This window comes from Emcibacter sp. SYSU 3D8 (assembly GCF_039655875.1).
In the GTDB taxonomy this organism is placed as follows: Bacteria; Pseudomonadota; Alphaproteobacteria; order SMXS01; family SMXS01; genus RI-34.
Genome location: NZ_JBBYXK010000002.1, coordinates 94,975 through 109,341, shown reverse-complemented (window position 1 = coordinate 109,341; position 14,367 = coordinate 94,975). Strand labels below are relative to the sequence as shown.

15 protein-coding genes are annotated in these 14,367 nt (G+C 64.9%); 1 reads left to right on the top strand and 14 read right to left on the bottom strand.

Going from position 1 to position 14,367, the window contains the following annotated elements; translation table 11 throughout:
• Positions 1–7 precede the first annotated feature (7 nt).
• From gloA to WJU21_RS06335, 9 genes are all read right to left on the bottom strand, one after another.
• Positions 8–532, bottom strand: coding sequence for a lactoylglutathione lyase (gloA, locus tag WJU21_RS06375; protein ID WP_346322567.1), 525 nt, complete (start codon positions 530–532; stop codon positions 8–10).
• A 4-nt stretch (positions 533–536) separates the two neighbouring features.
• The gene (locus WJU21_RS06370; RefSeq protein ID WP_346322566.1) at positions 537–986 is read right to left on the bottom strand and encodes a cupin domain-containing protein; all 450 of its coding nucleotides are present in this window, start codon (positions 984–986) and stop codon (positions 537–539) included.
• A 110-nt stretch (positions 987–1,096) separates the two neighbouring features.
• Complete coding sequence (locus WJU21_RS06365; protein WP_346322565.1) at positions 1,097–2,479, bottom strand: FAD-dependent oxidoreductase; 1,383 nt, start codon at positions 2,477–2,479, stop codon at positions 1,097–1,099.
• A gap of 201 nt (positions 2,480–2,680) precedes the next feature.
• Positions 2,681–3,100: a GNAT family N-acetyltransferase gene (locus WJU21_RS06360; protein WP_346322564.1), complete on the bottom strand. Its 420-nt coding sequence runs from the start codon at positions 3,098–3,100 to the stop codon at positions 2,681–2,683.
• Between the two features lie 86 nt (positions 3,101–3,186).
• On the bottom strand, positions 3,187–4,032 hold the full coding sequence (nadC, locus tag WJU21_RS06355) for a carboxylating nicotinate-nucleotide diphosphorylase (RefSeq protein WP_346322563.1): 846 nt from the start codon (positions 4,030–4,032) through the stop codon (positions 3,187–3,189).
• Positions 4,025–5,044: a quinolinate synthase NadA gene (gene nadA / locus WJU21_RS06350; protein WP_346322562.1), complete on the bottom strand. Its 1,020-nt coding sequence runs from the start codon at positions 5,042–5,044 to the stop codon at positions 4,025–4,027. Before nadA ends, nadC begins: the two co-directional genes overlap by 8 nt.
• A gap of 125 nt (positions 5,045–5,169) precedes the next feature.
• Positions 5,170–6,531, bottom strand: a complete 1,362-nt coding sequence (locus WJU21_RS06345) for an aminotransferase (protein ID WP_346322561.1) — start codon at positions 6,529–6,531, stop codon at positions 5,170–5,172.
• Positions 6,531–7,436: an MBL fold metallo-hydrolase gene (locus WJU21_RS06340; RefSeq protein WP_346322560.1), complete on the bottom strand. Its 906-nt coding sequence runs from the start codon at positions 7,434–7,436 to the stop codon at positions 6,531–6,533. Before WJU21_RS06340 ends, WJU21_RS06345 begins: the two co-directional genes overlap by 1 nt.
• Positions 7,437–7,440: 4 nt before the next feature.
• On the bottom strand, positions 7,441–7,809 hold the full coding sequence (locus WJU21_RS06335) for a DUF2147 domain-containing protein (protein ID WP_346322559.1): 369 nt from the start codon (positions 7,807–7,809) through the stop codon (positions 7,441–7,443).
• A gap of 82 nt (positions 7,810–7,891) precedes the next feature.
• On the opposite strand from WJU21_RS06335, the gene WJU21_RS06330 reads away from it, so the two are divergent.
• Positions 7,892–8,080, top strand: a complete 189-nt coding sequence (locus WJU21_RS06330; RefSeq protein WP_346322558.1) for a hypothetical protein — start codon at positions 7,892–7,894, stop codon at positions 8,078–8,080.
• Here WJU21_RS06330 and WJU21_RS06325 read toward each other — a convergent pair whose 3' ends face one another.
• The 5 genes from WJU21_RS06325 to WJU21_RS06305 form a co-directional block, all read right to left on the bottom strand.
• The gene (locus WJU21_RS06325) at positions 8,081–10,378 is read right to left on the bottom strand and encodes a PAS domain S-box protein (RefSeq protein ID WP_346322557.1); all 2,298 of its coding nucleotides are present in this window, start codon (positions 10,376–10,378) and stop codon (positions 8,081–8,083) included.
• Positions 10,379–10,590: 212 nt separating this feature from the next.
• Positions 10,591–11,088, bottom strand: a complete 498-nt coding sequence (locus WJU21_RS06320) for a MarR family transcriptional regulator (RefSeq protein WP_346322556.1) — start codon at positions 11,086–11,088, stop codon at positions 10,591–10,593.
• Positions 11,085–11,924 carry an alpha/beta fold hydrolase gene (locus WJU21_RS06315; protein WP_346322555.1) on the bottom strand — a complete coding sequence of 280 codons (840 nt, stop codon included), beginning with the start codon at positions 11,922–11,924 and terminating at the stop codon, positions 11,085–11,087. Before WJU21_RS06315 ends, WJU21_RS06320 begins: the two co-directional genes overlap by 4 nt.
• Positions 11,925–11,937: 13 nt before the next feature.
• Complete coding sequence (locus tag WJU21_RS06310) at positions 11,938–13,491, bottom strand: wax ester/triacylglycerol synthase family O-acyltransferase (RefSeq protein WP_346322554.1); 1,554 nt, start codon at positions 13,489–13,491, stop codon at positions 11,938–11,940.
• 22 nt (positions 13,492–13,513) lie between these two features.
• On the bottom strand, positions 13,514–14,323 hold the full coding sequence (locus tag WJU21_RS06305; protein ID WP_346322553.1) for an SDR family oxidoreductase: 810 nt from the start codon (positions 14,321–14,323) through the stop codon (positions 13,514–13,516).
• Positions 14,324–14,367 lie beyond the last annotated feature (44 nt).

Here is a 14,367-nt window from a genome sequence, read left to right as displayed (position 1 = left end):
CCCGCCGTCAGGCCGCGCCGGCGTCCTGTTTTGCCGCCGCCCGCACGCCGGCCATCAGGCCGCGCAGATTCGGCCCCGAGACGATCTCGATCCAGTAGCCGTCCGGGTCCTGGATGAAGGCAAGGCCTTTCATCGACCCGTCCTGCGGCCGCTTCACGAAGGTCACGCCCAGCTGGTCGAGGCGGGCGCAGGCGCCGTCGACGTCGGGCACGGTCAGGGCGATGTGGCCGAAACCGCGCGGCTCGGTATTGCCGTTGTGATAAGCGAACGCGGCATCGGTCTCGGTGCCCCAATTGTGGGTCAACTCCAGCAGCCCGCGCTGCTCGAACAGCCATTCCACGCGTGCGTCCGCATCCTCCGGCACCGGTTCTTCCGGATAGCCCAGGAAATAGAGCGAGAAGCGGCCCGCCTCGAAGTCGAAGCGGTCGATGACGGTCATGCCCAGGATATCGCGGTAGAAGCCCAGCGAAGCCTCGGGATCGCGCACGCGCAGCATGGTGTGGTTCAGGCGGAAACCGGCCGTAGGCTGCATGAAGTTATTCCGCCGCCTTGGCCGGCGCCGCGGCGCCCGCGCGGCGGATCATCTCCACCTCTTCCCAGCTCTTGTAGCTGGTGAAGTGTTCGTCGTCATAGAACAGGATCGGTCCGTTGCAGATGAACAGATATTCCGTATCTTCCATCGCCTCGGTGGCGCCGTGCAGCACGCCGTTGGGCTCGTAGACATAGTCGCCGGCATTGAGCACGCCGTCGCGCACCTTGAGCTGGCCCTTCAGGATGAAGGTGTGCGAGGCGCCCAGATGCTTGTGCGGCGGCGCCACGTAGCCTTTCTTCCAGTTGAACAGCACCGCCCAGCTGCCGGTCTCGGCGCCGGTGTACAGCACCTTGATCGACGACAGCGGCGTCTGCTCGATCCAGGGGGTCTTGGAGGCCTCCACCAGGGTGTCCTGAAGATTGCCGTTGATCGGCCGAATGTCCTGCATAGCCATAATTATCTCCCCGTTTGGTTCAGGCTAGATCGCCCCCCGGCTACCGTCAATGTGGATGGCGGCGGCCGGTGAGCGGCGCAATGACCGGCCCTGTGGGGCCGGTATCTTCCTCAGTCGTTCAGTTCCTTGGCGTATCTGGCGGCATTCTCGCCCGCCAGCTTGCCGAAGACGAGGCAGGGCCCGTAGGAGCCGCCGCCGCCGATATAGACGTCGCCGTGCAGATTGCCGACGGTCTCGCCCGCGGCGTAGAGGCCCCGGATCGGCTTGTCGGCCTTGTTCATCACGGCAGTGTCCGCATTGATGCGCAGCCCCGTGCCGGTCCAGCACAGGATGGCGGGCCTGATCTCGACGGCATAGAACGGCGGGGTCTGGATCGGCGCCATGGCTGCCTTCTTGAAGAAGGCGGTGTCCTCGCCCGCCGCCACGTCGGCGTTGTAGCGCTCGGCCATGCCTTCCAGCCCGTCCGGGTCGATGCCGGCCTTGGCCGCCAGCCCGGCCAGGGTGTCGGCCCGGAAGATCCGTCCGTCCTCCGCCTTCTGCTCGAGCACGTCATTGACCCAGTAGGCCTGGAATTGCGGGCTCCGCTTGGCGGCGGCGCGCGCCGGCTCGTCGAAGATCGCGTAGGCGTTCCCGCCCTGCTTGTTCAGCAGGCCGGCGATCACCGTGTAATTGGCGGTTTCGTCGCAAAAGCGCCGGCCGTCCTGGTTGACCATGACCAGCCAGCCCGGCAGCGCCACCTCGAGGTCGCGGCTGAAGCCTGGCGTGGCCAGCATCAGCGCGCGGTCATGGCCGTCGACGATCCCGCCTACGGCCTGACCCATGGTGATGCCGTCGCCCCGCGCGCCGTCGGCGCCGATATACCAGCGCCAATCGCCGGTGGCCGCCGCCCTGGGCAGGTATTTCTCGATCATCTCCGGATTGTTGCCGAAGCCGCCCGTCGCCAGGATGACCGCGCCGCAGGTCGCCTCGTCGTCGCCGATCCGGATGCCGGTCACCCGGCCTTCGTCGTTGGTCAGGAGGCCGGTAACCCGCGAATCCAGCACCACATCGACGCCCTTGTTGCTGCGATGGCCGTCCAGCACGTTGATGACTTCCTCGCCGTCGCCCTCGGGCGGATGTCCGCGCGGCACCGAGCCGACGCCTGACACATACAGCGTTTCCTTGTGATATTTCACGCCCAGGCCCATCACCCATTCGAGGGTCGGCGCCGACAGATCGCAGTAGCGCCGCACCACGGCCGGGTCCACCAGCCACTGGGCCAGCGTCATGTAGTGCTCGAACATGGCGTCGGCGGTATCGCCGACGATGCCTGCCGCCTTCTGGACCGACGTGCCTGCGGCATAGAAGTGCCCGCCCGACAGACGTGACGATCCGCCCACCTTCTTTTCGCTTTCCACCACCAGCACCGAGGCGCCTTCATCCGCCGCCGCGACGGCGGCCGCCAGGCCCGCTGCGCCAGAACCGACGATAATTACGTCATAGTCTCTCGCCATAAGTCTTCTCCCCTTGACCGGCCGCGCCCTTGAGCGCGCATATCATCCATTCGCCGTTCCCCCTGTGAGGAACGCGGTCTCCCCTGACCGAGGGCAGAGTAATCCGGCAGTGGCCCACGGACCAGCCCCGATCTGAAACGGACGTTGGCTTTCGATGAGGCGGAAGGCGGTCAGACGCGGTCTGCCGGAACGCTTCGGCTGCTATAGATGCTTGCGGAGGAAGTACCGTTTCTGCCCGGCGGGATGATCCTCGAGGGTGCCGAATACCTGGAAGCCCAGCTTTTCGTAAAAGCCACGGGCCTGAAACTCGTAGGTGTCGAGCCAGATTCCGGTGCAGCCGCTGGCACGGGCAATGCTTTCGGCCTGCTCCATGAGCGCCGCGCCGTAGCGTTTGCCGCGATGCGCTTCGGGGACGGCAAGCAGCTCGACGAAAAGCCAGTCATAGGCGATCTTGCCCCACAGCCCGCCCACGTGGTCGCCCTGCTCGTCAGTCAACAGCAGGGCCACGGGGCGGATGCGCGGGTCGCCCGAGCGGCTGATGTTGTAGGCGCGCAAGGGCGCGAGAACCGCCTCGCGATCGGCTTCCGACGGGGTCTCTGGGATGGTGATGCGCAGCGCCATCGCGCGAGGATATCGCAAAACAGCCGGTGTTCAACGGCGGCCATCGGAGCCGGGCTGCCGGTGTTTCACCATGAACGGCTGCGGAGTCAGCCCAGGCTTTCGAAATCCATGCCCAGGTCGATGGCGGGCGCCGACTGGGTCAGCCGCCCGACGGAGATGAAGTCGACGCCGGTCTCGGCGATGGCGCGGATGGTCTGCAGATTGACGCCGCCCGAAGCTTCCAGCGGCACCGGCGCGAACGACACGGCCTCGCGGAGCTGGTCCAGGCTCATATTGTCCAGCAGCAGGCTGTCGGCGCCGGCGTCGATGGCCTCGCGGGCCTGTACCAGCGTGTCGCATTCCACCTGCACCCGCAGTCCGGTATGGGCGCGGCAGGCCGTCACCGCCGCCGTCACGCCGCCGGCCACGGCGATGTGGTTGTCCTTGATCAGCACGGCGTCATAAAGGCCCATGCGGTGGTTGGTGCCGCCGCCCATCTTCACCGCGTATTTCTCCAGCACCCGCAGGCCCGGAATGGTCTTCCTGGTGTCGAGCAGCTGCGCCTTGGTGCCGGCGATCAGATCCACATAGGAGCGGGTCAGCGTCGCCACGCCCGACAGGTGCTGCAGGATGTTGAGCGCCGAGCGCTCGGCGGTCAGCAGGGCGCGGGCCGGTCCCTCGATCCGCACGACGACATCGCCGGGCCGGGCTCTCTGGCCGTCCCGGATCGCCACATCCACCAGGGCGCCGGGCGCCAGCCGTTCGACGATGGCGATGGCGACCGGCAGGCCGGCGACCACCAGAGTCTCGCGCGCCGCGATCCTGGCGCCAAAGCGCGCGGTTTCGGGAATGGTCGCCTCGGCGGTGACATCGCCGGTGCCCACGTCCTCGGCGAGCGTCCGGGTGATGAAGTCGTCGAGCGCCTCCCGCGACAGCGGCAGCAGCTCAGACATTTTTGGCGGGTTGCACGGGCGGCGACATGTCCATCATCCGCTGCACCGAGCGAAGCGCCTTTACCCGGATGTCTTCCGGCACCTCGATCTGCGGCGTCATGTTGGCCATGCACAGATAGAGTTTCTCCATCGTGTTCAGCGCCATGAACGGGCAGTTGTTGCAGTTGCAGTTGCCGTCGTCATTGGGCGCGCCGATGAAGGTCTTGTCGGGCGCCGTCTTCTGCATCTGGTGAATGATGTGCGGCTCGGTGACGACGATGAACGTGTCGGCGTCCGAGGTCAGCACATAGTTCAGGATCGACGAGGTCGAGCCCACATGGTCGGCGTGCTGCAGGATGTGGCCGGGGCACTCCGGATGGGCGATCACCGGCGCACCGGGATGGGTGCCCATCAGCTTCACCAGTTCGCGCTCCGAGAACTGCTCGTGGACGATGCACGAGCCCTGCCACAGCAGCATGTCGCGGCCGGTCTTCTTGGCCAGGTAGCCGCCCAGGAAGCGGTCCGGCGCGAACAGGATCGGCTTGTCCCTAGGAATCTGGTCGACGATATATTCGGCGTTGCTCGAGGTCACGATGATGTCGGACAGCGCCTTCACCTCGGCCGAGCAGTTGATGTAGGTCAGCGACACGTGGTCCGGATGCTCCTCGCGGAACTTGCGGAACAGATCCGGCGGACAGCTGTCCTCCAGCGAACAGCCGGCCTTCATGTCGGGCAGGATCACGGTCTTGTCGGGGCTCAGGATCTTGGCCGTCTCGGCCATGAAGCGCACGCCGCAGAACACGATCACGTCGGCGTCGGTGGCGGCGGCCTTGCGCGACAGGTCCAGCGAATCCCCGACGAAGTCGGCGATGTCCTGGATTTCGCCCTCTTGATAATAATGGGCCAGGATCACGGCGTTGCGCTCCTTGCGCAGCCGGTCGATCTCGGCCTTCAGATCGATGAACGGATCGATCTCGGTGATGTTCAGCGGCTTCAGGTTGCCCTTGGGCCGATCGAGAACCGTAGTGTTCATGGCATCATCCGGACTTGCGCCCGCTCCCGCTAGATGACGTCGAGCGTGGCGCGTTATGTTGGATATGACGGAACGATTAACAAGACAATTAAGCGAAAGGCTGGGATGCGTTGCGTTGCCCTGCGCTAAAGCTCCAGCCCGTCCAGCGCTGCTTTCAGCCGGTCGAACATCTCGTCGATCTGGGGTTCGGTGATGATCAGCGGCGGGCACAATATGGCCACGTCGCCCACGGCGCGGATCATCAGGCCCTGTTCCTGGCACGCGAGCAGGGCCTTCATCCCCACAGTCAGCTTGGGATCGAAGGCCGTCTTCGCCGCCTTGTCGGCCACCAGTTCCACGCCGCCCATCAGGCCGGCGCCAAGGCGCGCCTCGCCCACCAGCGGATGACTTGCCAGCGCTGCCAGCCGTTGCTGGAAGCGCGGGATCAGTCCGCGCACATGCTCCAGCAGGTTGCGTTCCTCGTAGATCTGCAGGGTGCGCAGCGCCACGGCGGCGCAGACCGGATGGCCCGAATAGGTGTTGCCATGGCCGAAGGTGCCGATCTTCCTCGACTGCTCGACCATCGCCTCATGCATGAATGACGGGATCGTCACCGCGCCGATCGGCAGATAGGCCGACGACAGCGCCTTGGCGCAGGTCACCATGTCGGGCTGCATGTCGACGGTCTGGCAGCCCCAGTAATTGCCGGTACGCAGGAAGCCAGTGATGACCTCGTCGGCCACCAGCAGGATGTCGTGCTTTTTCAGCACCGCCTGCAATCTGGGAAAGTAGTTTTGCGGCGGCACGATCAGGCCGCCGGCGCCCTGGATCGGCTCGGCGAAGAATGCCGCCACCGTCTCCGGTCCCACCTTATGGATCAGCCGTTCCAGATTGCCGATGATCCGGTCGACGAAGTCATCTTCGCTCTCGCCGGGCAGGGCCTCGCGGTAGTGGTGCGGGCAGTCCGTGTGCAGGAAGCCCTTCAGCGGCAAGTCCCAGTCCAGGTGGTTGTGGGTCAGGCCGGTGACGCTGGCCGAGGCGACGGTAACGCCGTGATAGGCCTTCAGCCGGCCGATGATCTTCTTCTTCTCGGGGCGGCCGATGGCATTGTTGTAGTACCAGATCAGCTTGATGGCGGTATCGTTGGCGCTCGACCCGTCGCCGACGAAGAACACCCGCGCCGTTTCGCAGGGCGCCAGCGACTTCAGCTTTTCCGCCAGCTCGATCGCCGGGCCGTGGCTGCGGCTCTGGAACAGGTGGCCGAAGGCCAGCTTTTCCATCTGCGCGGTGGCGGCCTTGACCAGTTCGGTCTCGCCATAGCCCAGCGACGCGCACCACAGGCCGGCCACGCCTTCGATGTACTGCTTGCCGTCGGTATCCCATACATGGATGCCCTCGCCCCGGTCGATCACCAGCGGGCCGTTTTCGGCATGCTTGGCCAGGTTGGTGTAGGGGTGGACAAGACCGGCGACGTCACGCGCCTCGAGCGAGTTGGGCACGAAAGGCATTACCGGGTAACCGCTGTGTAAAGGGACTTCTGGCCAGGCGGCGTGGTCGAGGAGACGACTCGTCCTGTTTCGATCATGTGTTCGAGATGGGCAAGCACCGAGCGCGCCGCCGCCGGATGCAGGGTTTCGGCGACATTGGCGTACATGATTTTCACCATGGCCGGGATGTAGCGCACGTCCGAGTTCAGGCATGCCATGATCTGTGCCTCGCGCTCCTCGCGGTGGGCGATGAAGGCGCGCACGAACGGCTTGGGATCCAGGATTGCCGGGCCATGGGTCGGCCAGTAGACCTCGTCGTCACGGTCGAGCAGCAGGCGCAGGCTGTCCATATAGGCGTGCATGTCGCCGTCAGGCGGGGCGATCACCGAGGTGGACCAGCCCATGACGTGATCGCCGGTGAACAGCGCCTTTGCCTCGCGCCAGGCCCAGCTCATGTGATTCGACGTGTGGCCCGGGGTGAACACGCCTTCGAACGACCAGCCATCGCCCTCGACCACGCCGCCGTGGGGCACGCGCACATCCGGCATGAACGCCCAGTCGCCGCCTTCCTCGCTATCGCCCTTGCCACGGTCGCCGCCATGCGGCCCATAGGCATAGGTCTTCGCACCGGTCGCCTGCTTCAGCGGGGCTGCGCCGGGTGAATGATCCATATGGGTGTGGGTGATGAGAATGTGCGAGACGGTCTCGCCCTTCTCCAGCCCGGCCAGGATGGCATCGATGTGGGGCGGAAAGTCGGGGCCGGGGTCGATCACCGCCACCTTGCCCTCGCCGATGATGTAGGTGCCGCTGCCGGTATAGGTGAACGGCCCCTGGTTCGGCGCGATCACGCGCCTCAGGCCAGGCGCGACCTGCTGGGTCACGCCATATTCGAACTTGATGTCTCGGACGAAAGGAATCTCAACCATGGGGCTACTCTATCCGGGTCCAGACCTGTGAGCCGCAGAAAATCCACGCGCAGCCGGTGAGTTTCAACTGGTTTCCGTTCATCAGCCGCAATTTCGCCCGGTAGGCCCGGTTGTCGCGCGGGTTCCGGACGGTGCCTCCGGCCCAGGTCAGCGCGCCCTGATAGTGCAGGGCCTGCAGCAGGAGATGGCCGGCATGGGTGGGTTTGCCGTCGTCGATCCCGTCGTCGCGGATATGGCCGCAGATCATGTCGCCGCATGGATGGATTTCGATGCGGCCCCCATCCGGCGGGCGCCAGAAGCCGTAAATGTCCCCGACATGGAGGACCGCCGAGGCAGGGAGCGGGACGGTGGAGACGGCGGCGGCGGCCACCATTATCAGGGTGCGGCGGAAATACTTGCCAACTTGCCGACTCGCAGGTAGATTAGAACAAAACAGGAACAAGGGAATATGGCCGATGTCTGCTGAACTGGTTCATCTGTCTTGCTGGGCGTTGCTGGCGTCCATGGTTGTGTTTCTCGTCATCGGCGGCACGAGAACATTTCGTGAATACCGGCAATTGATGCGCGACCGGCGTGCGAGACGCAAGGCCTTCCAGCGCAGTCCGGTGTGTCGGGTGTCGGAAAAGGCGTTCCGCTACGCCTGATCAACTCGCCAGCACTTCCTGCAGCCGCTTGGCCAGGGCCTCGCGGCGGTAGGGTTTGCTGATCAGCTCGACCTTGGTGTCGGGCAAAACGTTCTCGAACGTCGCGCCTTCGCCGTAGCCCGACGTAAACAGCACCTTCAGGCCGGGGAAGCGCTTGCGCGCCGCCTTGGCGATTTCAGCGCCGCTCATGCCGTGCGGCAGCACCAGATCGGTGAACAGCAGGTCGATATGGGGCAGCTTCTCGAGCAGTGCCAGCGCCATTTCGCCATCGGCGGCTTCGTGGGTCCTGTAGCCCATCCGGCCCAGCAGCAGCACGGCGAGATCGCGCAGATCGCTGTCATCCTCGACAATCAGCACGATTTCGTTGTTGCCCGGCGCGTTGGCGCTCTTGGGTTTGCGGGTGTCCCTGGAGGGAAGCGACTGGGTTGAGCGCGGCAGGTAAAGATGGATGGTCGTGCCGGCGCCCGGTGCGCTGTCGATATAGACATGGCCCGAGGATTGCTGGACGAAACCGTAGATCATGGCAAGACCCAGGCCGCTGCCGACGCCCACATCCTTGGTGGTGAAGAACGGCTCGAACGCCTTGGCCAGCACCTCGGGGGTCATGCCCATGCCGGTGTCGCGCACGGTCAGTTTCAGGTAGTCGCCCGCCGGGATCACGGTTGGGGTCTTCACCAGGTCCTGATCCAGCGACAGATTGGCGGTCTCGAGCAGCAAGCGGCCGCCATGGGGCATGGCGTCGCGCGCATTGAGCGCCAGGTTGAGCAGCACGTTTTCCATCTGGCCCGGGTCGATCAGCGTTGGCCACGGCTCGGCGGCCAGTTTGGGCTCGACGTTGATGGTTTCGCCCAGGGTGCGCTGCAGGATGGTGGTCATCGACTCGACCAGATCGTTGAGATTGGTCAATTCGGGCTTCAGCGATTGCTTGCGGGCGAAGGCCAGCAGGCGCTTCGACAGCTCGGCCCCGCGCCGCACCGACCGCAGGCTGGCTTCGATATAGCTGGCATGGTCGCCTCTGGGCTCCATCTGCTCGCGCAGGAGCTCCAGATTGCCGGAAATGACCCCCAGCAGATTGTTGAAGTCGTGGGCGATGCCGCCGGTCAACTGACCCAGCGATTCGAGTTTTTGCGCGTGCAGCAGGGCCTCTTCGGCGCGCTGCTTCTCGCTGACGTCGACAATGGTGACCTGGCGGGCCGGCGTCCCCTCCCAGTCGACGGCCCGGGCATTCACCTCCACCCAGACCGTGCTGCCGTCCTCGCGGCGGCCGCGCAGTTTCCAGGCCGGTGAGATTGGCTTGAGGATGCTTTCTTCGCCACGGCGCAAATCCTCGGGCGAGCAATAATCCAGCACCGTGCGGCCGATCATTTTCTCGGGAGTCGAGCCGTAGATCCGGGCGGCGGACTGGTTGACATAGACGATGCGGGTATCGCGGTGGATCAGGACGCCCTGCAGCGAGCCTTCCACCAGATTGCGGAACTTGGTCTCGGCTTCCAGTACACCCCGTTCGGCGTCGCGCCGGGCGGTGACGTCGCGCATCACGCCGATGCGGCCGATGATCGTGCCATCGGGGCCGCGCATGGGCGTGATCGAGGACTGGATGGTCACGCACGTGCCATCGAGCCGCACGATCTCGGTCTCGTCGGACCAGGTTTGCTCGTCGTCCAGCGTGTCCTTGATGTCGTTCTCGACCGCCTTGCTGGCTTCGTTGGCCGGCAGGAACGAGTAGGTCGACATGCCCAGCAACTTGGCTTCGGGCACCCCGAGAATCTCGCAGGCCGCCGGATTGCAGTCGGTGACGATGCCGCCGACGTCGGTGACGACGAACCCTTCGCGGATCTGGCTGAGGATAAAGGCCTCGATCTTGCGCGCCTCGAAACCGTTGCCGCCGGCGCGGGCGCCGACGCTAGGACGGGTCTTGGCGCTGACGTCTTCCTCGGTCACGAACGCAACGCGCACACCATCATCGGCCTCGCGCGTCCGAAACCGCAGCGCGTCACGGCCATTGGCCGGCCAGGCGAGAAACGTGGTATGAGCGCCAACCAGGTGATCGACGGCGGCCTCCGCCAGAATATCGGCGTCGCCCGGGCCGAAGTCGCCGCGGCGGGCACAGGCCAGCATCAGGTCGCGCACGCCGATGGGCGCGGCAAACACCGCAGCCGGCAGCCGCAGCAGCCGTTGGAGCGCCGGGTTCCAGGACACGACCGACAACGACCTGTCGAAAACGAAAACGCCTTCCGAAAGATCATCGAACAGTGTGGCGCCCAGTTGCGACCACTTATTGTTTAACGTGTTGGCCAAGGTTCCTTCCAAGTCGCCCTAACTTGAGGATGGAAACCGTTCGCGAACGGTAACGATCAGCCGTATTGCCCAATGACGCCCATTGAACGCCTCACGGCATCCAGTCGCCGAAATCGTACCTGTAATGCACGGCATCCGCAAATAATGAAAGCGAGCGTTGGCGAATAAGCCACTGTTAAGATTCAGTTTCATGAAGGGAAATTCCAGCCGTATCAGCGCCGCATATTTTCGAACAGGCGGTCGAGAAGCCCACGGAGATGAACGACATCTTCTTCGCTAAAGCCTTTCAATATAAGGCTTTCATAGTGCTGGGCCTCGGGAATGAGGGTTTCGACGAGGCTCGAGCCCGCCTGTGTCAGTGAGACGATGACGCCGCGCGCATCCTCGTCGCCGCGGTGCCTCTCGACAAGGCCGTCCTGTTCCAGCCGCGACACAACGCGCGACACCGTCCACATTTCAATACCCGTAAAATCCGAAAGTTCCCCGATTCGCTGGCTCGTATGCTGGTTCAGGGACGCCAGCAGACGCCATACGGTGATGTTGACGCCATAGGGTTTGAGGCCCGCTCCGAAGTCCGCGGCCACGCGGGTCGCGCCTCGGTTGATCAGGAAGGGCACATATTCGTTCAGGTTGAAGTCGGGAATGGGATCGCTCCGGGTCGGCGTGTCAGGGGCAAGGGCGGCGGCGGGCCTGTCGGGGGTCTGCTTCATGCCGGCGCCCGATCGTTTACCGGCGGATAGAACACCGAATGGGCCAGTTTGACCGGCAATGGGAAGTACCGGGATGCTTCGAACGCCTGCCAGTCGCCGAGCGGCCGGGCCAGGCGGTCGGCGACGACGATCTGCACCAGCGGATTGACCGCCATGCCCAGATGCGAACAGAGTACCTCGACATTCTCGCGCGGCGATCCGTCGGGGTCGCTCAGCAGGTCGGCAGGAATCTGCGTCGTCTTCACCGGGGCGATCGCGTCAAGGCGGCTGTAGATCGCGACCAGCGGCATGCCGGGCGGCGGCTGGTCGCTGAACAGATGGTCGCGGTCGCGGCGGCCCAACGGTCGGCCATGGACGCCGCTGGCCGTGCCGATGGCGCCCGTCTCGTCTTGCTGGGTCATATGGGCGGGACTGCCCATGGTGATGACCCGGTCGATCAGCTGGGGGAAGCGCCGGCCGATCTCGCGCGCGAACATGCCGCCCAGTGAATGACCGACCAGCGACACACGGGTGCCGGTGGTTTCCGCGAGCCGCGAGGCGCGCTTGGCGATCTCGTTGATCTGCTGCTCGAACTTGTGCCGCCCGGGCACACCTGTATTGATGCCCAGACCCCAGGATTCGGCGGTGTAGCCGAGGCCGGCGAGGGCGTCGTTAAGTGGTGCTACAGCCTCGTCGGTGCCGGTATATCCGGGGATGGTGATGACCGCTCTTGGGCCGGTGGCGCGAGGCGCGACGGTCAGCGCCATGGGGCCATAGATGAACTGGCCCATATATTCGCAGCCCGCGAGAAACATGTCGCTGCCGAGGCGGAAGTGGCGGATGCCATTACTGATCATGAAATCTCCGGGCTCAGCGCGGGTGCTGGGATGAGGGGCGTCGGTTGGGCAGGCGGCGCGACTTGGACTGGGCCGGCGCGGAATTGCCGGCGCGCGGGCGCGACAGGTCGGGCACGGTTTCCTTCGGCGCCGCCGGCTTGATCGCGTCGCCGATCACCGCCTGGCGCAATTCCTCGAAGCTGCCCAGCAGGTCGTCGCGCAATTCGGCCAGGTCCGGCAGCAGCTTGGCGCAGGAGATCAGCCCGAAATCCAGCGTGTCGCAATAGCTCTGCACGGTGATGTTGAGCCCCAGGCCATGAGTCACCAGCGAAAGCGGGTGGTAGTGGAGCATGCGCGCGCCGTTGAGATACAGCGGCACGCGCGGGCCTGCCACGTTCGAGATCGTGACGTTGAACATGGGCCGGACCAGGTCGGCGAGGCGCAGGCCGCCATAGAGCTGCGACGCCAGCCGCAGGGCCAGTGGTGCGCCGGCGATGTTGTAGTTCTGGATCATGGCGCCCTTGGTCGCCTCGACCTCGGTCTTGGCGGCGCGGCTGCGCTTGTTGATGGCGCGCAGCCGGTCGACCGGATCCTCGACGTGGGTGGCCAGGCCGCAGACCATGCCGGTGACCAGCGTGCCCATCTTGTCGGTATCGGCGTCGCCCCGGCGCAGCGAGACCGGCACCATGGCCAGCAATTCGTCGCCGAGTTCGCCGCCCGTGCGCTGCAGGTAGCGGCGCAGGGCGCCGGCGCAGACGCTCATGACGACGTCATTCAGCGTCACCTTGAGCGCGTTCTTGATCGCCTTGGCTTCCTCGAGACCGACCGAGGCCATGACGTAGCGGCGGCTGCGGGACACCGAGCGGTTGAACGAGGTCGGCGGCGCAACCTGGTTCAGCGCTTCGCCGTGGCTCAGCTTGTCCATCATCACGGTGGAATAATTGTTCGCCGCCTCGGCCATGCGGGGCAGCGACTCCAGCATGGTCAGCGGCTGTTGCATGAAGCGCAGGAACGCATCGCTCAGCAGTTCCCACATATGCGGCGCGTCGGTGCCGTTCGGCAGGCCCGACGGCGGCAGCACCTGGCGTGGCTCGGGCGTCGGGTCCATCATCATGTCAAGCTGCATGACCCCCGATTCACCATCGATCACGGCGTGGTGGATCTTGATCACCAGGCAGACCCGGTTGCCCTGCAGGCCCTCGATCAGGTGATACTCCCAAAGCGGCCGGTCCATATCCATGGGTGCGGCGGCGATACGCGAGCAGGCGGCCTCGAGCTGCTCCAGCGACCCCGGCCTGGGCAGGCGCACCCGGCGGATGTGGTAGTCGAAATCGATGTTGGCCAGATCGTCGTGCCATACCGGATGGTCCAGGCCAAAGGGCGTGTCGACCCGGCGGATACGGTAGTTCTTCAGCGCCGGCGCCCTCTGCTTCACCAGTGCCTTGACCTGAGTGAAAAAGGTGCCCGGATCGGTGCCCTTGGGTAGCTGGAAGATCGGGCAGCTTGCCACGTGCAGGGGTACGTCCTCGTTCTCGAAGTGCAGCCAGCTGGCGTCCATGCCGGAAAGTTTCTGGATATGCGTATTCATCGTCCCACCCTCCTTCGCGGTCTCAGAAGCCGTCTTCGAGTTGTTTGCCGAACATGGCGCCGACGGTGCGAGCCACCGCCCGCGGCGTATAGCGCAGCCACTCCACCCCTAGCTGGTACGCCAGGCCATTGATCCGGATCACGTCACCGGCATGCAGCGCGTCGAAGCCTTCCTTGGCCACCTGCCTGGCATTCAGCATCATGAATCCGGGCACCGCCGGGTTGGCACCGGTCTTGCCGGTGGCCTCTCTGGAGAAGCCGGTCTCGGTCAGTCCCGGGCACAGCGCGGTGACGGTGATGTTGTAGGGCTGCAGCTCCTCGCTCAGCGCCTCGCTCAGCGACAGCACGAAGGCTTTGGTCGCGCCGTAGACGGCGGCGTTTGGCGTGGGATTGAACGCCGCCACGGACGCGACATTGAGGATGCGTCCCTCGCGGTGCTCGATCATCGGGCCGGCGAACAGGTGGCACAACTCGGTCAGCGCCGCCACATTGACGCCGATCATGCCGGTCACACGCGACAATGGTGTATCGGCGAAACCCCTGAAGGCGCCGAACCCTGCATTGTTGATCAGCACGTCGATATGAATGCCGTCGGCCTGAAGCGCCTTGAAGATCTGCTGGGGAGCCGACGCTTTCGACAGGTCCTTCGGCAGCACGGTTACCGTGGTGCCGAAGGCGTCGTACAATTCTTCGGCAAGGGCCTGCAGCGCGGCTTCGTTGCGCGCCACCACCACCAGATTGTAGCCGTGCTCGGCGAAAATCGCGGCGAGTTCGCGGCCGATGCCACTGGACGCGCCGGTCACCAGCGCCGTTTTGCCATATCCGTGTGCCATGGAAAGTTCCCCAGATTACAATCATGTTGCATTGCAGCATGACC